The sequence below is a fragment of the Croceivirga thetidis genome (assembly GCF_012272815.1).
Lineage (GTDB): Bacteria > Bacteroidota > Bacteroidia > Flavobacteriales > Flavobacteriaceae > Croceivirga > Croceivirga thetidis.
Window position 1 is genome coordinate 1690784 of sequence record NZ_JAAWWL010000001.1, and the last position, 23049, is coordinate 1713832.

A 23049-nucleotide genomic window follows, 5' to 3' on the forward strand; every position below is an offset into this window, starting at 1 on the left:
CATGAGAAATCTCTTTCTGTTCAGTGCATTGCTGATAACTTCACAATTTTATGCTCAAATAAAACTGGAGGGAGTTGTGCGAGACACCTTAAATGCACCTCTAGAACTAGCTAATGTATTGGCTTTTGATCAAAGCAACAATACAATGGCTTCCTACGGTATTACCAACGATTCAGGGAGGTTTTCTATTGAACTGGGCAAAAATTCCACATATGAGATTCAGATAAGTTATGTAGGGATGAAGACCCTGAAAGAAATTGTTGAAACCCAAGAATCTGATATTACCCGAGATTTTGTTCTAACCCCTGAAAACCAATTGGATGAGGTAGAACTGATCTATGAGATGCCTGTGCAAATTAATGGTGATACCTTGGTATATAATGCAGATTCATTTCAAGACGGAACGGAACGAAAACTAGAAGACGTGTTGGAAAAGCTTCCAGGCGTTGAAATCAATGAAGATGGTCAGATTGAGGTAGAGGGTAAAGTAGTCAACAAAATGATGGTGAACGGTAAAGACTTCTTTGATGGTGACACCAAATTGGCCTCAAAGAATATCCCATCAAAAGCTGTCGATAAGATTCAGGTATTACGCAATTACTCAGAGGTTGGTCAATTAAGCAGTGTTCGCAACAACCAAGACAATGTAGCGATTAACATAAAACTCAAGGAGGGAAAGGAGAACTTCTGGTTCGGAGATATAACCGCAGGTTCAGGTGCCTCGCCTGATAATGAACTCTATCTCTTGCAGCCAAAACTGTTCTATTACAGTCCCAAATACACGCTAAATTTTATTGGCGATTTGAACAATACTGGAGAAGTTGCCTTAACCAGAAGGGACATTAGAAATTTTGGTGGAGGTTTTCGAGTGCCCAGTAGAAATAGTGGCACCGATATTAACTTAGGGGATAACAGCCTCAATTTTCTGACCAACGAACAAAATGTATTGGAAATTGAAAGCAAACTGGCTACGGCCAATTTTAGCTATTCACCGTCCGGAACTTTGGACTTGAGTGGTTTTTTTATCTACAACAGCAGTCGAATATTATCCCAAGAATCCAGCCTTATCCAGTATACGAATCCTGATTTGGGGATTCCTGATGAAGCTACGGAACAGTTTGGCCGGGAACGTTCGGAACAAAGCCTTCTAAAATTAAGTGCTTCTTTCCAGCCAAACTATAGCAATCAAATTGACTATGATGTGTTGGCACGAATTTCGAGCGATCGCCAAAGTCAATTAATTTCTTCTTCTGTCATCGGGAATACGGTTCGAGAAGACGATTTTACACCCTACAGCATCAACCAAAACCTGAATTATTATTATACCCTAAACGAAAACAACATTTTCGCTTTTGAGGCGCAACACCTTTTAAAGGATGAAGACCCATTTTACAATGCAGTATTAGTCAATCAAACAGGGGCTGAAGATGCATTTGATTCGACAGCAGAAGCTTTGGGTTTCAATACAGAACAATCCACCTACAATTTTGACCAAAATCGCAGAATTCAATCCAATCAATTGGATGCCAAGCTTGACTATTACAATATATTGAACGCCAAGAGTAACTTGAATTTTACCTTAGGCTTGATTTTGAGTAACCAAGAATTCAATTCGTCCATTTTTCAGTTTTTGGATGATGGGAGCGTTTTTGAACCTAACGCCTTAATAAATGAAGGTAGATTGCAAAATGACACTGAATACAATTTCAGTGATTTGTATTTAGGTGTACGTTACAGGCTCAAGACGGGCAAGTTTACGATAACTCCTGGGCTTTCGGTCCATGCCTATGGCAATCAGAATACACAGTTTGGTGAAACATTTGAAGATAATTTTATTAGGGTTCTTCCTGATTTTGAAACGAGAATTGATTTAAAGAAAAGCGAATCCTTGACATTGCGCTATGATATGCGAAATCAGTTTACTGATGTGACCAGGCTTGCAGAAGGATTGGTGCTCAATAACTTCAGCAATATCCAGTTTGGTGAATCTGAATTGCAGAATGCTTTGTCGCACAATGTAAGTTTGTTGTATAGTAGCTTTAATCTTTTTAATTATACCAATGTCTTTGCGCGCGCTGCGTACTCCAATAATATTGATCAGATTAGAAGTCTTACCGATTTTGAAAATGTAATTCGTACCAGTTCGTTTTTCAATTCTGCTTTTGCTGATGAGAACTTGAGTTTTTTTGGTAGGGTTCAGCGAACCTTCGGAAAGGTTCAAGCAACCTTGAACACCAGTTTTAATTACAGTCGGATTAATCAATTTATTCAAGGCTTACGTTCACTGAATGAAGGTTTCACCCAGACGTATACCCCAGGGCTACGCACTAATTTTAAGATTGCACCTAATGTTACCTTCAGATATCGATACAGCGTAACGAACAATAATCAAGGTGGAGGGGAGACCAAGTTTGTAACCAATGCCCCTTCAATTGATTTTGATGCGTATATCTGGAAATCAGTGACCTTAAGGTCAGATTACACGTATACCACTCAAGATTTGGGAAATGGCTCTTCGCAGTCTTTTCAAACTTGGAATGCGACATTAGCGTATCGCAAAGACCGGGATGCCAAATGGGAATATGAAATCAAGGCAACCAATATTTTAAATATTGATTCCCAGGTGCGTAACAATGCCAATAATATATCAGCTTTCACTGCGGAGACCTTTATTCAACCGAGGTTTTTGACTTTCCGTATGGTATATTCCTTGTAAAAAAATTCAATTGGAATTGAAAAATTCCAAGCTTGCTGCTGCAAAATTTTCCTGTTTGTAGGTATTGTTATGATCTCCAGTAACGATTTTCAGGTTGCTTTTGGGGATAAGCTTTTGTAGTTCTTTTAGGTCACCGTTATCGGTATCAACATCGCCACAAATGATAAGTACTGGAATCGAAATGTTTGAAAGCTCTTCTGGCGAAGTAACCGGTTGGTAGTCTTGTTGCAATCCCAAAATTTTCAAATTTGCCCCTATAGAAGTAGCATAATTCACAGCTCCACGGGTAAGTTCTGTTAACTCGGCCCTACCACTAAAGGCGTCTGCAAAGGCCAATCTTCGGTCCCAATCAGCGTTGGTAAAATCGGCTCCCATTCCTCCGATGATTGCTTTTTGAATTCGATCATCCAAAGTCAGTAATTTGGCCAATACAATGGAACCCCTAGAATATCCTATTGCCCAATAGTGCTCTAGTTTCAGATAATCGGCAAGAGCGACAAGGTCTTTGACTTCTGCATTATTTTGATAGGCTTCTCCATTCTCTGGCTGGTCTGAATTTCCATTACCACGTAAATCGGGCACTATTACGCGGTAACCTGATTTAAGTAATTCTTTCTTTACCGAACTTTTATTCCATGAGCTACCCGAATTGATAAATCCATGAAGTAAGACTATGGTTTGACCCGAACCTTCATCTGTAAACGCAATTTTAATTCCATCATGAGAGGTGAAATGGTGCGAGTAGTTTTCTTGGGCTTGTTGTTGATTTAGAAATAAAAAGGTCAGGACCAGAAGTAGGGCATATTTGATAGTCATCTATTTCTTAGGTTTAAGAATGGATATGTCAGCAGCAACGGAGTCAATTTTTTCTTTTGAAAAGAAAACAGGAAAATACTGATCCTCTGCCCAAGATTTAAAAAGGTTGTCGTAAAATGGACTATCAGGGTCGCCGGACTGACCTGGTCCGTTGGTGCCTACGGCAGTATCCCAGTCGCCAGTATTCACAATCAATCGGAAAGAGGCCCCACTACTTTGCCTATCGTTATTGCCCGTTGACCCAGGTGTGTAACCATTTCCCCCTCGCGGAAGTGGTCCAAGGTTCATTTTATCCTTCAAGCTGTCTTTTACAACTGAACCCAAAGCATGTGACATATAGGTGTGTTTATTTTTTTCTTGTCCATAATGCCATTGGGCCATGTCGCTGCCCAATCGTTTTTCAAGACTGACCAAAGCATCCTTAAAGGCATCCGAAATAAACTGGTTTCGAACGGATTCTGAATTTGGTCCAAATTTTTTGTTAGGATTTATAATCCAATCCATAACCGTTTTAAGTTGTAGGGCAGTAATGTACTTTTTAGCTTCCTCAGGAATGAACAGCCCTTCTGCTTTTTCCTTGAGTTGCGTTTCCCATTCCACATAAATGGCTGCTTCAATTGAATTGGGTAGTAATTGGTAATCCCAATCCATGAGCATTGTCTTGGCATTGGCAGCCTTATCACTAAAAACTAAATCATTCAATAGCGGTACCAATTGACGGGCCGGTAGTGAGGTGTAATCCACTTGTAGGGCCTTCATGTCCTCCATTGTCATTTTTTTTCCAGATTCCAGTACTTCCTCAACCCGCTCGCCTCGATATGGGTCCGACCAAGAAAAGCCGATTGCATCCCAATGTTCATAATTTTCTGGGGTTACATTTTGGTTCGCTGTGGCCAAAAAACCGTTATCAGGATTATAGGCATTCGGTTTTTCAATAATCGGTAGAAAACCATCCCATTCGTATCGGCCATCCCCAGGAACTGGTACCAAACCACTAAAATTTCTTCGGATGGGGGCAATTCCGACAGCTTGCCATCCGATGTTCCCTGCTGCATCGGCCCAAATCATGTTTTCACCAGGAATATGACTGTAGTTACAAGCTTCACGAAATTCTTCCCAAGTCTTGGCCTGGTCCATACGAAGTGATGCTAAATACGGAGAACCTCCTGGTTCAAGCCAAGCGCAACGAACGGCATAGGCTTTAAGGTGCTCTTCATCAACATAGGTGACCGGACCATGTAAGGTATATTTTAATTCAATGGATTTGGCTTCTTGCCCCTTAACAGGAATTATTTCTGTAAATGTTGTCATCGGTATCCATTCTCCTTGATACTTGTATTCATCAGGATTCTCAGGATTTAAATCATAGACATACAAATCTTCACCATCGGTTCTAAAAACCGTAAGTCCCCATGCCCCATATTCATTATGTCCAATTGAAATACCAGGTATTTCAGGTTCTCCGCCTCCGATTACATTCCATCCCGGAGCAACCAAATGCGCCATATAACGCAAAGAAGGAACTGCAATGGTCCGATGTGGGTCATTGGCCATATAGGTATTTCCATCTTCCATAAGTTTACCACTGACCACCCAATTGTTGCTACCCAATGCCAAGGAGTCAGTTTTGATTTGGCTCTTTTGCAAAAGGGCTGTGGTGGTTGAGGTATTACGGTATTTTTCAACAACATCTTCAGGTTGGAAAGCCACTGGTTTTCGATAAGCATTGTACAATTCGAGAATATCATCAAATAACAGGGATTTGTCGATTGCAGGGTCTAATGATAACTTTGGTTCCTTCGGGTGGAACCATAAGAGCTCCTTTACTTTTTCTTCTCCAATTGCTGCAACGGCCCGACCAATTTGTAGTTCTTGTCCAATATTGCCCAAAAGCCCTTGATGCCTAGAAATCACCACTTCTGGAGTCCATTTTTGAGGAAGGGTATTTAGTATTTTGAACTCAATTGGTAGAGAATCCGGATTTTCCAAAACTTCATTAATATAGGCATTGACCCCATCGGTGTATGCAGTAATAATCTCAACTCCTTCATCATGATAATAGTTCATTTCAGAAGTCATGTCTCCCCTAAATTTGAATAATCGGGTTCCGATATCACGCTTTAATTCGCGCTCACCAAGGAGTTCCGCAACCGTGCCGGTTGCCTGTCTTCTCCAAATCTCAAACTGAAATAAACGGTCTTTTGCAGCGGCATAGCCCTGGGCAAAAAACAAATCGTGTTGGTTGTTTGCATAAATATGGTTGATACCCCATTCATCACGAACAATTTCAACGTCATCCTGTAAACCTTCAATTACTAAGGTTTGAGCTGAGATATCGGTACTTTTTTTACAAGATAAAACCAGCAAAAAGAGTCCAAAAATGAAAAAGCGGTGCAAAGACATATTCTTTAGCGGTTGGTTTTTAAAGATAGCGAATAGTGTTTTATGTAGTTCAGTGCCTAAAATAATAGGCGATACGGACTAGTTCTTACGCCTGTAGAGGTAAGGATTACTACCTGGGGTCTCCTTTTTTAATTTGGGCAAGCGTTCAAATTGATTCGTTGCCAACATTTTCTTTTGAAATCGACTTCTATCCAATTTTTCGCCTAATATGGTTTCGTGAAGTCGATGCAATTGAGGCATGGTAAATTCTTCCTGCAGCAAATTATACGTCAGCTGTTCACGCTGAATATCCTCTTTTAGACGATTCCTTGCTTTTAGGATGATAGATTCATGGTCCAATCCCATATCAGGTAATTCATCAAAACTAAACCAGTCCACGGCCTCATCAAATTCACCCGGTTTGGGACTTAATTGTTCAATATCTACCAAAGAATAATATGCTAGGGTAACGAAGCGTTGGGCGAGCCAGTGGTCTTTTTGCCACGGTAATCCTCTTTCTTCAAAAAAAGCCTTGAATTCCGCCAAGAAATTTCGATTGCTATCTCCAAAAACACTCAAAAATTTAAAATGTGGCTTTTCAAGAGCGGTACGCTCCTTCAAAATTCGTTGTACTGCGGTGTCGACCGATTCTTCGATTTTAATATGACCTCCTGGTAGTACCCATTTGTCCGCAATGTTCAATAACAAGCATTTAAGTGCACCTTCTTGATAACCGATAATAACTAAATCAATCGAAAGGTTGGGCAAGAAGTCCCTGCCTTGATATTCCAGTACCTTTTCAATCCCCATAGTTCAAAAATACTGTTTTGTGTCGTTTCGTCACAAATAAAAATCTATATTTGTGACGATAAGCCACAAATATAATATCATGAAGAAAAAGTTTATTCTAGGTGCAAAAATCTTGGGGGTATTGCTTCTGCTATTTGGTATTGCCGCATTTTTCGGTTTCCGATATATCAGCAACAGTTTTTTGGATTTTGAAGGTGATTATACCGAGCAAACAGATTTGAAAACACTGAAGGATATGGATTATGTGTATCTCGATAGGAATGGAAATGGTAAGCTCGACACCTATGAAGATGACCGACTTCCCATCAAGATTCGGGTAGCAGATGTACTCTCACAGATGACAATTGAAGAGAAAATACATTTATTGAAAGGATCAGGTATTGCTTCTGCCATGGGGCAAAGTGAACCAGGAGGCATACCGGGAGCTGTTGGAACTATTGTGCCTACACCTCGATTAGGAATCCCTACTGTTTACCTTTCTGATGGTCCTGCGGGTCTTCGTATTCTTCCTGAAAGGGAAGGTGAGGATCGAACCTATTACTGCACTGCTTTTCCGATTGCGACCTTGCTCGCGTCATCATGGAATGAGGAGTTGATTTATGAAGTGGGAAATGCCATGGGCAACGAAGCCGTGGAGTATGGGATTGACGTGATTTTGGGTCCGGGTGCGAATATTCAAAGGCATCCCCTATGTGGCAGAAATTTTGAATATTTTTCTGAAGACCCATTGTTATCAGGTTATATGGGCGCTGCCATTGTCAATGGAATTGAAAGTAATGGGGTTGGAACCGCGGTCAAACATTTTGTGGCCAACAATCAAGAGACCGAGCGAATGGTAAATGATGTACGCATTTCTGATAGGGCATTTCGCGAGATATATCTGAAAGGATTCGAACATATTGTTGAACGGTCACAACCATGGACCATCATGTCATCCTATAACAAGATTAATGGTGTCTATGCTTCAGAGAATAAAGAAGTCTTGACCGACATTTTACGGGGAGAATGGGGCTTTGAAGGTTTGGTCATGACCGATTGGTTTGGGGGTAAAAATCCACCAGCACAAATAGCCTCAGGAAATGATTTGTTGGAACCAGGAACTAAAAAACAGTGGGAGGCATTATCGGAAGCTTATGAAAATGGTGAATTGTCCGAAACAGAAATTGATGTGGCTGCCACCCGCATATTGACCTTGATTTTTAAGAGTAGAAAGATGCAGGATTATGTCTATCAAGAAAATCCTGATCTGAAAAAGCATGCTGAAGTAACTAGGAATTCAGCTGCAGAGGGAATGGTGCTCTTGAAAAACGAAGGGGTCTTACCCTTGACCAATACTAAAAATATAGCTTTATTAGGGGTCACTTCTTATGAATTTATTGCAGGCGGAACCGGCTCGGGCGATGTGAACGAAGCCTATACCATTTCATTGGAAGAAGGATTGGCCAATGCTGGATTTGAAATTAATGAAGCTGGTAAAGTTGCTTTTGCAAACCATAGAAATACCAATCCAGAAGGATTTAAAAAGCCTGAAGGAATGGAAGCGATTTTCAACCCTTTTTCTCCACCTGAAATGAATTATACCACAGAACAATTGAATGAAATCATTGCAACCACGGATGTGGGTATTTTGACCCTAGGGCGAAATGCTGGTGAAGGCGGTGACCGAAAGGAAAAAGATGATTTTCTATTATCGGAAAATGAACAATCAATGTTAAAAATGGTAACCGAAGCTTTTCACAATGCAGGTAAGAAGTTGGTGGTGGTCATGAATATTGGTGGGGTAATCGAGACCGCTTCTTGGAAAGACCTACCCGATGCTATATTGCTGGCTTGGCAAGGCGGACAAGAAGGCGGGAATTCCGTTGCTGATATTTTAAGTGGAAAAAAGAACCCTAGCGGAAAATTACCCATGACTTTTCCAATCAATTTAGGGGATCATGCGTCACATGCCAATTTTCCAAAGAATCCCAAGCTCTGGAATATGAAGGATATGATGACGACCTTACTTTTTCCACCGGAAGAAAAGCTAGAGGCAGCTTGGGTTAAAGACGAAGATTATACGCAATACCAAGAAGATATTTATGTGGGATACCGTCATTTCGATAAGTCAAAAATGGATGTTTCATATCCGTTTGGGTACGGACTTTCATATTCGGATTTTGAGTATGGCGATGTTTCGGTACTAACTGAAAATGATACCATCAACGTTAGCCTTACCATTAAGAACATTGGAGAGGTAGCTGGCAAGGAAGTTGTCCAGATTTATGTTGAAAAACTGAATTCCAACATCGACAGACCAATTCAAGAATTAAAGGGGTTTATAAAAACCAAGCTTCTACAGCCTGAAGCTATCGATAGTATATCGGTAAAGATTCCAGTAAAGGAATTGCGGTATTGGAATGAGAAAACCGACAATTGGACCTTGGAAAATGGGGCGTATCAAATTAAAGTTGGTTCCTCTTCAAGAGACATTCGTAAAACTTCTGAACTGGAGCTTTAAATTTTATAGTGCGATTAGGAGAAGTGTGGCACAAGCATTTCTCCTAGTTCCTCTACAACCACATCTGCCGGTCTTGAACCGTATTTAAGGTTCAGTATGACATGGTTTACTCCATGATTTTCGAGGTTTTTGATGTAGGAAACTAAAAATTCGGAACCAGCTTGAAAACCTAAATGAATGGGTTTTGGCATAGCCTTCTCGTCTTCCATCAAGTCGATATAGAGTGATTGCATGTATGGTTTCCAAGATTGTTCAGTTCGTTCTAGACTGTTTTGCCAATCTTGCATGCTCTTCTTTAAAAAATCGAAATTTCTAGGATAATACAACCAACCATCTGCGTTCTCCGCAATCCAATCCAAGTTTTGTCCGGAATGACCAGTTACGAACATAGGGGTTTTTGTCTCGTATTTCGGAACCAGGTCTATAGTGCCATTTAATTGTCCATAGTCAGAACCGTTTAAGACCGGAAAACTACCTTGCAGGGTCTTTAGGTAATTGAAACTATCCTTGAATAACTCACTCTTTTCTGAAAGGGATTTTCCAAAAGCGGGAAATTCACTGGGTCTGTCACCAGAGGCAACCCCCAAGAGTACCCTCCCTTTTGAAAGTAACTGTATGCTGGCCAAAGATTTGGCGGTATGTACGGGATGGCGTAGGGGCAAAATAATACTTCCCGATGCCAGGGCGATTTGATTGGTTTGGTTCATGATATGGGTCATATAAACCCAAGTGTCGTAAAGTTGTCCAGCATCCCCGAAGGTAGGGTCATGGAATGGCACATCACGAAACCATAATGCTTTAAATCCCAGCACTTCCGCTCGTTTGGCCAAGACTTCTTGGTTTTCCATTTTGGCAATTGAACCTTGGTAGGACTCTATGGGAAAGACCAACCCTAAAGTTAATTTCCCTTTTGTTGCGACCTCATTAAAAACCGACATTGTCAAGAATTTTGATTGGAAAGCACTAGTTCCGTAGTCTTCAGTAATCCCTCAATTTTAGCTTCGGAATACGCATCTGGATGTGCTTCTGCGAACCGCCCTCGTGGGTCGCCTTTGTCATTGTCAAAGTACTTTCCACTTTCCCCTTCAAATTCAGGAGACACTGCCAAGTCAAACAAAATATTGGCGCCCTTATCGGCAGGTGACCAATGATTTCCGTAGGCTTCTTTCACCATTTTTGTGTTCAATAGTGACCCTGGATTTACTGCAATAACAGAAACATCTTTGAACTTTTTGGCCAAATCAAAACTCCACGTGGTCAGTGCCAATTTGCTTTGTGCATAGCTTTCTTGTTGCGTTAGCGATATTGTGCCTTGCAGTGCATCCGTTGAAACCGCGGCTTGTGCTGCCGAACTTAGGTTTATGATTCTTGAATTTGCTGATTTCTTTAGCAGCGGTAACATTTCTCGGGTCAATACATAAGGAGCTAAGTAATTTACCTTAAAACGGATATCGAGTTCCCCAATGTTATGTGGATGAGGTGTTTTAAAGACTCCGGCGTTGTTGATGAGTACATCAAGTTTTGATAGTTGAAAGGCGGTCTTTTCTGCGAAGGCCTTTACTTTCTTAAGATTCGATAAATCAGCTTGGGCACCAAAAACTTTCATAGAACCAGATTCCTTTCTTATCTCGTCTATGGTCCCCTCAATCTTTTCTTTGTTGCGTCCGTGGATGTAAATCTGGTGACCTTCCCTAGCAAGTTTTTTGGCAGCTAATTTGCCAATACCGTCGGTGCTTCCTGTGATTAAGATTGATTTCATTGTTTATTTATTTTATAGGTTCCGTTCGTTCTGATATATAGAAGCACTTCACTTTCTTGAGTTGAAACGGAATGGATTGCTTTAGAAGTGGAACTAAATGAACTCCCTGGGTCTAATGTTTTTATCACTGCGTTTTGAGGAAGGACATAATTCAATTCACCCGATATAACCACACCGTGCACAACTGTGCCTTCAGTTTCAATGTTACCCATGAACCCTTTTGGCAACTTTACAAAAGTGCCTATTGATTCACCATCATCCCATAGAAAACTTAATTTCGCTTCACTTTCTTTGGCAATCCAACTAGTTTCTTCATCGGTTAACCAAACAACATTTGAAGCGTCTATGTTAATGGGTCGTTCGCCATTATCAAAAGACTCACTAACTGGTTTTACCAAATAAGGCCCTTTATCTATTTCAACGAGCGCAATGTTGTCTTCACCATTGGCTGCTGTAATATGTGCTTCGCCTTGTGGTTGGGTCCAGAAACTACCTGGTTTCATCCACATTTTTTCGGCATTGGGGTCATCGTTATGAATGGCTCCTTTAATAACCACCGCCCGATAGGTTACGTTATGAATATGTGGAGGAGAGGAAAAGCCGTCAACAAACTTTGCCAGAAAACCTGTGGCAACTTCACCATTTCTATCGCCCCAAATAGTTCCAGCTTGAGGGCTTTGGTCGCCCCTTGCTGGGTTCAACTTTTGCCATACAATTTCAGAACGTAACAGCACTTTGTTTGTTGGATTCGCTACTGAAATAGGGCTGTTGTTTCCATTTTGATTATTGCCAGTTTTGTTTTCATTGCAAGCGTTTAAAAACAAAACTGCAACCAAGAAAAGGGGGAATTTCAATTTTAAAAACATTGGATTTTGTTAGTGTTCAATAACTACCTTTCCCATGGCCAGACCACTTTCTAAGCGTGCATGGGCTTTTCCTGCTTCAGCTAGGGAGAAAGACTGCTCATCCAAGATAGGTTTTAAATCTCCTTGCTCTATTACTTCAGCAATACTTTTAAGGATTTCTCCGTGTTCTTCACGTTTGAAGTTGTGCAACATAGGTATCAACATAAAGACTACGTGTAATGAAAGTCCTTTAAAGTGGGCAGTTGACAAATCCAATTCGCATAGCGACACTGTTGTTGCTATATGACCATTTAGGGCAGCTGCGTTAAAAGAATTGATGAGGTTTGGTCCGCCAACAGAATCGTAGACAATATCGAATCCTTTTCCATCGGTGTATTTATTTACATAGTCTTCAACAGTTTCGGTCTTGTAATTAATACCAGTGGCACCCAATCGTTCAATCAACTCCAATTGTTTTTCACCTCCGCCAGTCGAATAGACTTCAGCACCAAAATGTTTGGCCAATTGTAGGGCAATATGACCCACACCACCAGAACCACCATGAACCAATACTTTTTGTCCAAATCTGATGCCAGCACGAATCAAACCTTCATATGCTGTAATGCCCACCAGAGGAATTGCTGCAGCTTCCTGCATGCCAATATTCTTTGGTTTTTTTGCGATTAGCCGATTGTCTGCTGCAATATATTCGGCAAGGGTTCCAGGTAAACTGGCCAATCCTCCAACACACCCATACACTTCATCTCCAACCTTGAAATCGGAAACATCATGGGCTACGGCCACTACTTTTCCGGCGAAGTCCATTCCCAAAAGGGCAGGTGTTTCTGGCGATAAAGGAAGGTCGCTCCCCATTTTTCGAATCATGGTATCTACCGTATTTACACTTGATGCTGCTATTTTAATTAAGAGCTCTCCTGATTTTGGGGTTGGAACTTCTATTTCTTGCATTTCGAAGACAGAATTCTCTCCGTATTCGGTAATGATCATTGCTTTCATGGCGTTGTTTTAATAAACTATAAAAATTATAGTTGCAAACATAAGTAGGGTTGTATAGCTTTGCAATAACGGTCAAAAAGGATAGTATCAATTTTAACGGTTCGTTCACATGTATCAAATAAAAGGAAAAGAATACCCCTGTTGTACCAGTGTGACCATGGGCATTATTGGGGGAAAATGGAAGACGGTTATTCTATTTTACTTAATTGAAGGCCCACTACGCTATAGTGAATTGCGCAAGAAAATGATAGGGGTTACTGAACGCACCTTGAGTTTACAACTGAGGCAATTGGAAGAAGATGGTGTGGTCACCCGAACCGTTTTTACCTCAAAACCCCCGTTGCGTGTTGAATATGCGCTCACTGATTTTGGTAGGACCTTGATTCCACTTTTACAGTCAATTGCCGATTGGGGTGATTTTGTTGTAGAGAATTATAGTGATTAACTGTTTAGAAAAATTCGATTTGACTTTAAATCAACTTCATTTTTTCTCCAGAGGCTGCAAATAATTTGCAATAGCATAGTTGCCAATTTTGTTACCCAATCGATGCCCTTCTTCAGAATCATATCTGAAATGAATACCCAAATAAACTCTTGACATGGCAGCTTCGAGCCCTGCCTCTGAAAAGCTTGAAAAACTGCGGGTTGGAGGTTGCATCTTCACCTTTTCGGAGAACGGGCCAGCTTCTTCAACCGCTGCAGTCACCATGGTAAAGTCATAGTCATCGCCAGTTGATAACGTTTCGGCCAAAACGGTCATGGCAGCGGAACTGGCTGTGCCATGTGCCGAAGGATAAGATGGAAAGGCATAGGTATGATTATGTAGATTGCTCCATTCGGTATCGGCAACGGTATCGGGATTTTCATCATTTTCGGCCCAACGAATGGCCGTGTATGGGCGCCAATGATTATAGTGAAACTTGTTGTCAAAGACATTGATATACGCATCATAGACCGTCATGTTCATCAAGGCGAAAACCCTTGCCGCCTCCCATAGGTTCAGCTTTTCTTTTTGAATAAGCTCACGTGCTAGTCGATTGTGTGAATTCTCCACAAAGTCTTTCCACCACATGGCCAGATGCGCTTGGTCATCGGTTCTTGTAGTACTGTTATGACTACCGACGGTTTTTACTTCATTAAAGGCCTTGGTATAATCAGCGCTATTTATCTCAGGTGGTGGTGGCGACCGAAAATGGTCTTGTTTTGGCAACATAAAGGTTTTTGCTCTTGCCCATCCTGCACCAAAAATAAAACCTTCTGGTGTCCCACTATGCTTATTAAATTCAGCATATACTCCAGGGGCCATTGGATGCCAAGTATATTCAGCTTCCCCATTCCAAGAATCGTTCGTCCTCTTGGCAAGTATAGCTGTGGCACTGGCAGTTCCAAGTTCTTTGGCTAAAGAACTATCCTTTTCCTCTAAATTGACTAGCGATGCACTTAATAGTTCGTCGAATACCTTCTTTTGGTCTGGATATTGTTGGGTCGCAATCTCATACATCGCAAAGGCGGCAGTAGCCATGGGATTCACGTTTACTACCTCTTGTTCATAACTGTAGGCCCTATATTTTGGCACAATAGAATTTAAGGCATCATGAACTGCTAAGTGCATCAAGGTAGCTGTGCGCAATCCTTTTAAGGTCATAAGTCCATCTTCCTCTTTGGCAATTTGCATTACCTTTTCATTCCAAGAGATTAGAACGTTGGACTGAAAGTCTTGAACATTAACGTCCTTAGGTTTACAACCACTAATGAAGCATATTATGGTGAGCGAGAGGGCAAAATATGTTTTGTTTTTTTTCATGATTCAACAGCTATATTGTTGATTAAAAGGTATTTAAAAAATGAACGTATTAGTCTTAACGATGTGTCAATGGTACTGTTTTCAATGTTTTTGGAATTATTTCGGTTCATATTGAGACTAAACTTTGAATCAATTTCCATTTTAAGTATTTTACATTGCCATGACCCGCGATACTATAAACATCAATGATTTTATTGTTTTGGTTGAAGAAGCCAATTCAGATAAAGTCATTATTGATTCGTGCAAGTTTGATGAACCCTTGATTGCTGTTGCTTTTTATGGGGCGGGTAATGTGCATTTGAATATGCAGAATGGTGCTCAACAAAATGAATATGACAATACCAAAGGCCTTGCCATTTCATTTTTTGCCGATGAAACTGTAGAATGCATCCATACGGTTTCTCCAAATAAACCATTGGAATGTATATTGATTGCAACTGCACCAAAGAATTTGCAGAACCTACCTAACGGAGAGGGGGAGCTGTTTACTGATTTATTGCAGGAATTGGTGAATCCTTCAGATTCGTATGTCGAAGGCCCTCGCTTTTTTATGACCCCTGAAATGGAACAGATTGTCAACAATATCTTTAACAATCAGTATCAAGGAAAAGCGAAAATGATGTTTTTCAGAAGTCAGATTACTGCATTGTTATCCCACTTTTTCTGGCAACTATCCTTATTGGATTCTAAGGATATCAATTTTGTAGAACGTGAAAAGTTATTTCAGGCGAAAGAAATTCTCTCCAAAAATTTGGATGCGCCACCGTCGTTAACTGAGCTCTCCAGACAAATCGGTTTGAACACCTTTAAACTAAAAAAAGACTTTAAAGAACTCTTCGGCGTTCCGGTTTTTAAATACCTTCAAAATGAGCGCATGACGGCTGCCCATGACCTTATTCGAAGTAAAAAGGCAACCGTTCAGGAGGCTGCCTGGCACGTGGGGTACGATAGTTTGAGTTCATTTTCAAATGCCTTCAATAAAAAGTTCGGTTTCCGGCCCAGTGAAATAAAGGCATAAAAGGGCTTTCTCCTTTTCGAACAAATCATAATCCTTTTTGAACAAATCCCTGGTTCAATACCATTCTAGTTTTGTCTTGTAATTAAAAAACAAGCGATTATGGAAAAAATTAGAGCAATTATAATTGGAGTGGTAATATGGTTCTTTGGTGTTAGTGCTTTTACACTGTCGTTCTTCATTCCAATATTGCATGATGCAGAACTTCAAGCCAACTTGGTATTGTTTTTAACGGTTATTCCGTTGGTCTGGTTTGGAACTAAAATTTACTTTTTAAAAGGTGCTAAGACAAAAGGCTTTTGGGTCGGACTTACCTTTTTCTTTATTGCAGCATTGTTGGATGCACTTATAACGGTACCCCTTCTTATTATTCCCAATGGTGGTAGTCATTTAGAGTTTTACGCTGACCCAGGTTTTTGGTGTATTGGGCTCCTTTTCATTGGGGTTGCAACCTTATTTGGGCATTTGAAAAAAAAAAGAACAACCGAGTTTATTTAATCAATCAAAATCATAAAATGAATTATGGAATTAACAACAAGCAATCTGAGCTTATTTGCGGCCACCTTATTAATCGGTCTCACCGCAGGTCTTTGCTTCACATGGGGCAACGCAGTAACACCTGGTATTGGACAATTGGACGACCTAGGGTACCTGCAGTCCTTTCAAAAAATGAATCGGAGTATTGAAAACCCACTCTTTTTTATGGTCTTTATCGGTTCGTTTTTTGTTGGGCTGGCTGCACTGTTTTTTAATAAGACGGTCTCACCAGAACATTTTCGACTGTTATTGGTAGCGGTAGGCATCTATTTCTTCGGCGTGATTCTGGTGACGGTTATGGGCAATGTTCCGTTAAATCAATTGTTGGACAAGACCGATTTGACTACTAGTTCAACTGAAGAACTAAAGGCCCTTCGAGAGCGATTTGAAATTCCATGGAATCGCTTTCACTTGATTCGGGTATTGGCATCGATGGTGTCGTTCGCCATGCTCATCATAGCAGGAATTAATAAATAAGTATACATTCAAAAATCGAAAATCATGAAACAAAACATTTTAGTATTAGGTGGAAATGGAAAAACAGGAAGAAGGATCTTACAGCGATTGAACAAGCTAGGGCATCATGTTCGGGTTGGTTCTCGAAGAGAAACCCCAGCTTTTGATTGGCACAATCCTGCAGCTTGGCCAGAGGTGTTTGATGGGATGGAAAAAGTCTACATCACCTACCAACCAGATTTGGCCGTTCCTGGTGCAAAAGAGGCGATTGCTGCTTTGACCAAAGTAGCTCAGGAAAAGGGTATCCAAAAATTGGTCTTGCTTTCAGGTAAAGGCGAAGTAGAAGCAGAACGATGTGAACAAATCGTTTTGGATTCTGGTATTGATACAACGATTATCAGGGCGAGTTGGTTCAATCAAAATTTTAGCGAAAGCTTCTTTTTAGAACCCATTCAACAAGGAGTAGTGGCCTTACCAAAGGCTCATTTAAAAGCTCCTTATGTAGATGCCAATGATTTGGCTGATGCTGCTGTTGAGGTATTATTGAATGAAGGTCATGAAGGAAAAATCTACGAACTTACCGGACCGCGTTTATTGAATTTTAAAGAGGTAATCGCTGAAGTTGCCAAAGCATCAGGTAGGGATTTAGAATTCATCCCTATCAGTTTGGAAGCCTATGTCGAGGGAATGAAACAGCAAGGAATACCTGGAGATGTAGTCTGGTTAATGGAATATCTATTTACCGAAGTATTGGACAATGAAGACAATCAAGTCGTTACTAATGACATCGAAAGACTACTGGGTAGAAAACCAACTGACTTTTCAGAATTTGCAGCCAAGACTGCCCAAACCGGTATTTGGAATTCTGCAGTACCGATATAATTAATCTTTGGTTCCTAAAAAAGCAGGCTTTTAGTCTGCTTTTTTTGTCTAATTTAATCCCGATAAGTAGATAATGGCAGACAATAAACAACTTGAGTTACTTAAGAACGGAACAGCAGCTTGGAACGAATGGCGTAGCAAGGAACCAGAGGTGGAAGTTGATTTAAAAAGTGCTGATTTATTGGGTGCTGACTTAAGAGGAATCAACTTTAAAAATGCGGATTTACGGCGAATCAATTTAAGGGATGTTAATTTGTCGGGCGCTAATTTAGAGGGAGCCCAATTGTATCGCGCAAACCTAAACGGGGTAAATCTTATCAATGCCAATCTAAAACAAGCAAATCTATACCGAGCTTATTTGGGTCGTGCGGATTTGAGTGAAGCAGATTTACATAGCTCCAATCTACAGATGTCACTTTTTTCGCAGACAAAAATTGAAGGCGCCAATTTGAAAAGTGCGAGGGTCTATGGTATCTCTACTTGGAATTTGGTTGGGACCCCCAAAGACCAATCGAGTTTGGTGATTACTGCAGATGAAGAAGCTGAGGTTACGGTCGATGATATTAAAATGGCCCAGTTCATTTATTTGCTTCTGGCCAATAACGAGCTACGTGACGTAATTCAAACAGTGACCTCAAAAGCAGTTTTGATTTTGGGTCGATTTTATGAAGAACGAAAACAAGTATTGGATGCCCTTCGAGAAACCCTTCGTAAAAAGGACTTTGCCCCTATAATTTTCGATTTTGAACCCTCGAACAATCGAAACCTGACCGAGACTATTCAGCTACTGGCTAGCCTTTCAAAATTTATAATTGCTGATTTGTCGGATGCCAAAAGTATACCTCAAGAATTATCTGTTATTATCCCTTCTTTCCCTTCAATTCCCATTGCTCCAATATTGGTAGCTGGTGAACAAGAATATTCGATGTTTGAGCATTGGAACGCTTTTGAATCGGTACTGTCCATTTTTAGGTATAAGAGTCAGGAACACTTACTTGCAAATCTAGACGACCAGATTTTAGACCCCATTGAAAAATGGCAATTGGGAACCGACGCTGAATCAAAAGCTGAAAGGGAGCTTCGCAAGCAAAAAGAGAAGTTTGAAAGCTTAAAAAATTCAGACCCAGAATTGTATGGCCAATTACTAGCTGCAGGCGTTGTTGAATGAGCTGAACAATACCGTAATGTACCCCTCTTTATTCCAATAAAAGACTTTGTTGCTCCACCATATAGTCAAGGGCCAATGCTTCCAAACGTTTACCTTCGACCGTTGCGTTCCATGCACTATGACCAAGCCCAGTCAATTCGTAGAACACATAGGGTGCTTGATTTGCCTCATATATGTCACGAAGCTTTAGGGCCTCCTCAAAAAGTACGGTAGGGTCTTCTGTGCCATGGGCAATGAATAGGGCAGGACTGTTGGCATCAAACCGTTGAAACCCATAAATTTCTTCCAGCGCAAAAACGGAAATGTCAGAACCCCAAAAATCAAGAATGGTTTTTACCTCATAGCTTTCCCCAAGATTTGTGGTGTTCAAGGTTTCATCTAAGGTCGAACTAATTTCCGTTGTATAATCACCATCTTCAGAAACACTAATTCCGATTGCTGTTATGGCACCCGCAGAACCTCCGCCCACAGTTATGTAGTCTAAATTGATATCATAAGATGCTGCATTGGCCACGATCCATCGCATTGCAGCTTTTGCATCGCGATGCGCCGGATATATGGCAAAGAACTGATCCAGAAATTCGGCATCAACCAGATCTCCATAAGCCTCCCATTCTTGGGGAATTGTCCCTAGGTCTGCTTGTAGTCGATATGCAATAGAAAATACAACCCAACCACGTTCAGCAAAGTATTGCGCTAAACTTGCCATAACACCCTGTTTGGAACCTCCTATAAATCCACCACCATGTATGAGCATAAGTATCGGTCTATTCGGGCCAGCATCAACTGGAGTATAGGCATCTAGATATAGTGGTACACTGGTCGTTTCAGCACTATTGATACTAGTATGGCTAAGCCCGCGGGCATACTCAATATTTTCTGTTACGCTGACTGTATAGGTGGCATTGGCCTGAACTGTAGGAGCCCCAGTGGTATTTTCACCTTCTGAATTCTCTGTTGATGCAGTTACGCCATCGTCCGTATTGCAACTGAAAAGAAGAAGTAAAACAAAAAATAGCAATTGTTTCATAGCTGTTGATTTGGGATTTACCCTTTAGACCTAATCAGATTAAAAAGGTTTAATGAAGCAACGACCAATCGATGATAATTGTTGTACCGACTTTAGTATCTACTATTTATTCCAAGCTTCAAACAATGCTATTCTTTTGGCCTTTCAAGTGCATAACTTACTCGTGCTTTGACCATTTCATTTTCATTGGCATCAAGATAAAGTTCTTGGTCTTTGAGTAATTTAAAGGTGAAGGAATTACCCCCAAGAATGGAAAAGGTACTAATGACCTCACCCATTTTTTGAACCCTTACCGAAACTTCTGAAGTGCCTATGTTGTCAACAATGGCAAAACAGTCTTGACCAGCATACGGATTAATTGTGCCATCTTGACCGGGACCTTTACCGGTCATCAGCATACTTTGAGAGGGTTTCAGTTCAAATTCTGTTTGTGCAAAACCGAGTATTGGAAGACTGAATAACAAGGCTAGCAAGAGCGTTGATTTTTTCATTTTTTGATGATTTTAATGATTTCTTATTCGATGGGTCAGCTAACTTTTCGACGCCAATACTGAGTGCGGCCTAAAAGGGAGATGCCTAGATAGCCACGTACTTTTAACTTGCCATCATCCATCAGTTCAATATAACACTTATACGTCTTTCCATTTTCGGGGTCCATAATGGTGCCACCATTGTATTCATCACCATCTTCTTCTAATCCTTCAATGATGACCAATCCGGCTATGGGCTGGTCTTTTTTGTCGCCTTTACAGTTCTCACAGACGGCGTCTTGATCACTGATATAACTCCTAACGATTTTTGCAAAGTACTTGCCATTACTTTCGTAAATATTAATAAGCGCTTTCTTTTCTTGGGTTTCATCATCGTAGGTTTCCCACTCACCAGTTATGTTTTGTGCAAGACTTAAATTGGCAAATAGAAATAAACAAAATAGTCCAAATAGTTTCATTTGTATTGTGGTTTTGGGGTTAAACTTTTAGGTTTTTGCAAAATGAAAAATGTTAAACACAGAAAAGTTAATGACAAAAATTCGAAAAGAATCCTAAGCCAATGCCAAAATTCCCAAATTGTCAATACTTCTAGCAAGTGTGTATTGCTATAAACTGCTTTATAAAATTGATTGTTAGTGTTTTTAAAATAGAAGAAGAAGAGTAATAAGAAGCCAACAGCAAAGACACTCGAAAGTAATGCAGGTAACAACGCCTTCTCCTTTCGAACAAAACAATAGATGCTAACACTGAAGGGTGTCAATATGGCCAAAATGGTCAAAACGGTATAGAACCTACCAATGGACGGACCAAAATTAGCATAGTATTCATAGAAAGCAGTAGATTCTAGACTTTTCCAATAGGGTACCAATAGTAATGCTTCGGCCAATTGACTCCCAATAAAAATTGAAAAAATTATAATTGAGGCAAAGTAAATAGCATATCTCATTTGGGTATCTTTTTTGTTGTGAGGCAAAGATTCAACGGCGATACCAACTTCACATTTACATAGGTAAAGAAATTCAGGAATGCATCAATTTTCTTCGAATTCTACTTAATTGGGTAGGGGATATGCCCAAATATGAAGCTATGTGATATTGGGGAACCAAATTTTCAATTTTTGGAAAACGTTCCCTTAAAATCAAATATCTTTTATCCGCATCTAAAAGAGCCATTTCCAATTCTTTTTGTTCTTTTTCCATGAAATAGCTTTCAGCAACCCTTCGTCCCAACCGTTCTAAATCGTGAAAATTTTCATAGGCTTGCTCCAGTTTTTTGTAATCCAAAACAACAATTTCACAGTCGGTCAAAGCTTGTTGTGCTATCCTTGCGGGTTGTTTGTTCAAAAGAGAGGTATAGGCTCCGATAATAGAGGGCGCCATAAAAAACTGCTTACTGTATTCCCTACCCTCTTGATTAAGGAAGAAAGCGCGTACGAGCCCATTTGTCAAAAAACCAATGGTTGAAGCGATTTCCCCTGCTTTTACAAAAAACTCTCCTTTTTTTAATTCAACAAATTTGAGATTTGGCTTTAAGGCCATAAACGCCTTATCGGATATCGGACTTATCGTGTTGACGTAATCAAAAAATCCATCCAAATCTGGGGTATCCATTTGCTTTAGTTTTTTTTAGCGGTAAACCTGGTAAGACTCAAAAAGTCCAGATTAAAGTTAGTACTACCTTCTATAGCTAAGTCAACCAAGACTTCACCAATAACGCTGACGAACTTAAAACCATGGCCACTAAAACCACTGGCAACAACTATGTTCTTATTGCTGTTTGGTAGAAAATCCACAATAAAATGTTCATCCACCGTCTTCGTGTATAGGCAAGTCTTCATTACAAGGGTGTTTTGATATCCATCGGGAATAAACTCCTCTAAAAATTCGACTAGAGCTTTTTCATCCGCCTCTCGTGGAGTTCTGTCAACCTTGTCCGGGTCGGTAGCTTCACCACCTGGATGGTGCATGCCCAGTTTTAATCCCAACGGGCCACCAAACTGACCTACAGGAACAATAGGAAATCCATAAAAATCACGGCCACCATTGCGTATCAACCAGCAAGGAAACTTGGCTTTATCAAATTCCATCCACTTTTTAGGTTGTACCCAAGCTAAGGGTTGTCGGGTTATCGTCAATTTGGGAGCAAGATCGGTCGCCAACTTACTGGTCCATGGTCCCGCTGTTATGATTAACTTTTTTGCATGATAAGTGGCCTTGTCAGAATTGAGGGTTATAGTGTCTTGTCCTTGCTTCCAATGGGTGACCTTTTCACGGGTCTTAATGGTTGCCCCATGAAACAGGGCTTGTTGAACCATTAACAAAATACAGCGTTCCGGGGTCAGAAAGCCGGCATTGGGCTCTTCCAATCGCTCAAAATTTGAAGGGAGATTGAATTGAGGGTATTTCTCTCGGCATTCTTCTGCTGAAAGCTGGTTTATGGGAATGTTGTATTGCACAGAGGATTCTTTGACCGTCTGCAAGAATGGACTATCAGGAGTACCGAAGTATACCATGCCGTTTTTAAAGAAAACTTGGGTTCCAGTCTCCTCTTCTAAGGTGGACCAGTTTTCATAAGCACGCTCCAATAAGGGTACATAATTCGTTGCCTCACCGTAGGATTTTCGAATGATTCGGGTTTGGCCTGCATGGGAGCCGAGTTCATGGGGAATATCAAACTGTTCCAAACCAAGCACTTTATAGCCTCGCTTGGCCATATGGTAACAGGTGGAAGAACCCATACTTCCCACACCGATTACAATGACATCAAAGGTATTTTGAGGGAGGATATTGGCCATTATTTATGCAATGCAGCTTTGCATTAA

General features: G+C 40.6%; 22 protein-coding genes. 8 read left to right on the plus strand and 14 right to left on the minus strand.

Features of this window, described 5'->3' with window-relative positions; genetic code table 11:
• The first annotated feature begins 1 nt into the window (after position 1).
• Complete coding sequence (locus HCU67_RS07580) at positions 2–2716, plus strand: carboxypeptidase-like regulatory domain-containing protein (RefSeq protein WP_168551953.1); 2715 nt, start codon at positions 2–4, stop codon at positions 2714–2716.
• Positions 2717–2722: 6 nt separating this feature from the next.
• Here HCU67_RS07580 and HCU67_RS07585 read toward each other — a convergent pair whose 3' ends face one another.
• The 3 genes from HCU67_RS07585 to HCU67_RS07595 all read right to left on the minus strand — a co-directional run bounded on the left by HCU67_RS07585 (position 2723) and on the right by HCU67_RS07595 (position 6724).
• Positions 2723–3532 carry an alpha/beta fold hydrolase gene (locus tag HCU67_RS07585; protein WP_168551954.1) on the minus strand — a complete coding sequence of 270 codons (810 nt, stop codon included), beginning with the start codon at positions 3530–3532 and terminating at the stop codon, positions 2723–2725.
• Entirely contained in the window at positions 3533–5935 is a 2403-nt protein-coding gene (locus tag HCU67_RS07590) for a penicillin acylase family protein (protein WP_168551955.1), read from the minus strand.
• Between the two features lie 78 nt (positions 5936–6013).
• Entirely contained in the window at positions 6014–6724 is a 711-nt protein-coding gene (locus HCU67_RS07595; protein WP_168551956.1) for an NUDIX hydrolase, read from the minus strand.
• 79 nt (positions 6725–6803) lie between these two features.
• Here HCU67_RS07595 and HCU67_RS07600 point away from each other — a divergent pair, with 79 nt between their 5' ends.
• Entirely contained in the window at positions 6804–9224 is a 2421-nt protein-coding gene (locus HCU67_RS07600; RefSeq protein ID WP_168551957.1) for a glycoside hydrolase family 3 C-terminal domain-containing protein, read from the plus strand.
• A gap of 14 nt (positions 9225–9238) precedes the next feature.
• Here HCU67_RS07600 and HCU67_RS07605 read toward each other — a convergent pair whose 3' ends face one another.
• From HCU67_RS07605 to HCU67_RS07620, 4 genes are read right to left on the minus strand one after another with little or no spacing between them, the layout of a single operon-like run.
• A complete protein-coding gene (locus HCU67_RS07605) occupies positions 9239–10162 on the minus strand; it encodes an LLM class oxidoreductase (RefSeq protein WP_168551958.1) in 924 nt (307 codons plus the stop codon).
• Positions 10163–10164: 2 nt separating this feature from the next.
• A complete protein-coding gene (locus HCU67_RS07610; RefSeq protein WP_168551959.1) occupies positions 10165–10983 on the minus strand; it encodes an SDR family NAD(P)-dependent oxidoreductase in 819 nt (272 codons plus the stop codon).
• Positions 10980–11849, minus strand: coding sequence for a DUF4437 domain-containing protein (locus tag HCU67_RS07615; RefSeq protein WP_168551960.1), 870 nt, complete (start codon positions 11847–11849; stop codon positions 10980–10982). Before HCU67_RS07615 ends, HCU67_RS07610 begins: the two co-directional genes overlap by 4 nt.
• 9 nt (positions 11850–11858) lie before the next feature.
• Complete coding sequence (locus HCU67_RS07620; protein ID WP_168551961.1) at positions 11859–12845, minus strand: zinc-dependent alcohol dehydrogenase family protein; 987 nt, start codon at positions 12843–12845, stop codon at positions 11859–11861.
• Positions 12846–12954: 109 nt separating this feature from the next.
• Here HCU67_RS07620 and HCU67_RS07625 point away from each other — a divergent pair, with 109 nt between their 5' ends.
• Positions 12955–13290: a winged helix-turn-helix transcriptional regulator gene (locus HCU67_RS07625; RefSeq protein ID WP_168551962.1), complete on the plus strand. Its 336-nt coding sequence runs from the start codon at positions 12955–12957 to the stop codon at positions 13288–13290.
• 36 nt (positions 13291–13326) lie between these two features.
• Here the strand turns inward: HCU67_RS07625 and HCU67_RS07630 are convergent, their stop codons facing one another.
• Positions 13327–14649, minus strand: a complete 1323-nt coding sequence (locus HCU67_RS07630; RefSeq protein WP_168551963.1) for a vanadium-dependent haloperoxidase — start codon at positions 14647–14649, stop codon at positions 13327–13329.
• A 160-nt stretch (positions 14650–14809) separates the two neighbouring features.
• Here HCU67_RS07630 and HCU67_RS07635 point away from each other — a divergent pair, with 160 nt between their 5' ends.
• The 5 genes from HCU67_RS07635 (at position 14810) to HCU67_RS07655 (ending at position 18707) form a co-directional block, all read left to right on the plus strand.
• Complete coding sequence (locus tag HCU67_RS07635) at positions 14810–15667, plus strand: AraC family transcriptional regulator (RefSeq protein WP_168551964.1); 858 nt, start codon at positions 14810–14812, stop codon at positions 15665–15667.
• 99 nt (positions 15668–15766) lie between these two features.
• Positions 15767–16162: a DUF5367 family protein gene (locus tag HCU67_RS07640; RefSeq protein ID WP_168551965.1), complete on the plus strand. Its 396-nt coding sequence runs from the start codon at positions 15767–15769 to the stop codon at positions 16160–16162.
• Positions 16163–16186: 24 nt separating this feature from the next.
• Positions 16187–16678 carry an anthrone oxygenase family protein gene (locus HCU67_RS07645; RefSeq protein WP_168551966.1) on the plus strand — a complete coding sequence of 164 codons (492 nt, stop codon included), beginning with the start codon at positions 16187–16189 and terminating at the stop codon, positions 16676–16678.
• Between the two features lie 24 nt (positions 16679–16702).
• Positions 16703–17539 carry an NmrA family NAD(P)-binding protein gene (locus tag HCU67_RS07650; protein ID WP_168551967.1) on the plus strand — a complete coding sequence of 279 codons (837 nt, stop codon included), beginning with the start codon at positions 16703–16705 and terminating at the stop codon, positions 17537–17539.
• Between the two features lie 73 nt (positions 17540–17612).
• The gene (locus HCU67_RS07655) at positions 17613–18707 is read left to right on the plus strand and encodes a pentapeptide repeat-containing protein (protein ID WP_168551968.1); all 1095 of its coding nucleotides are present in this window, start codon (positions 17613–17615) and stop codon (positions 18705–18707) included.
• A gap of 28 nt (positions 18708–18735) precedes the next feature.
• On the opposite strand, the gene HCU67_RS07660 is transcribed toward HCU67_RS07655, so the two are convergent.
• From HCU67_RS07660 to solA, 6 genes are all read right to left on the minus strand, one after another.
• Complete coding sequence (locus HCU67_RS07660; RefSeq protein ID WP_168551969.1) at positions 18736–19737, minus strand: alpha/beta hydrolase; 1002 nt, start codon at positions 19735–19737, stop codon at positions 18736–18738.
• Positions 19738–19865: 128 nt separating this feature from the next.
• On the minus strand, positions 19866–20228 hold the full coding sequence (locus HCU67_RS07665) for a hypothetical protein (protein WP_168551970.1): 363 nt from the start codon (positions 20226–20228) through the stop codon (positions 19866–19868).
• Between the two features lie 35 nt (positions 20229–20263).
• Positions 20264–20686: a DUF2147 domain-containing protein gene (locus HCU67_RS07670; protein WP_168551971.1), complete on the minus strand. Its 423-nt coding sequence runs from the start codon at positions 20684–20686 to the stop codon at positions 20264–20266.
• Positions 20683–21174: a hypothetical protein gene (locus tag HCU67_RS07675; protein WP_168551972.1), complete on the minus strand. Its 492-nt coding sequence runs from the start codon at positions 21172–21174 to the stop codon at positions 20683–20685. The genes HCU67_RS07670 and HCU67_RS07675 overlap by 4 nt, the downstream gene beginning before the upstream one ends.
• Before the next feature lie 73 nt (positions 21175–21247).
• Positions 21248–21838, minus strand: coding sequence for a Crp/Fnr family transcriptional regulator (locus HCU67_RS07680; protein ID WP_246865716.1), 591 nt, complete (start codon positions 21836–21838; stop codon positions 21248–21250).
• Positions 21839–21843: 5 nt separating this feature from the next.
• On the minus strand, positions 21844–23022 hold the full coding sequence (gene solA, locus HCU67_RS07685) for an N-methyl-L-tryptophan oxidase (protein ID WP_168551973.1): 1179 nt from the start codon (positions 23020–23022) through the stop codon (positions 21844–21846).
• Positions 23023–23049 lie beyond the last annotated feature (27 nt).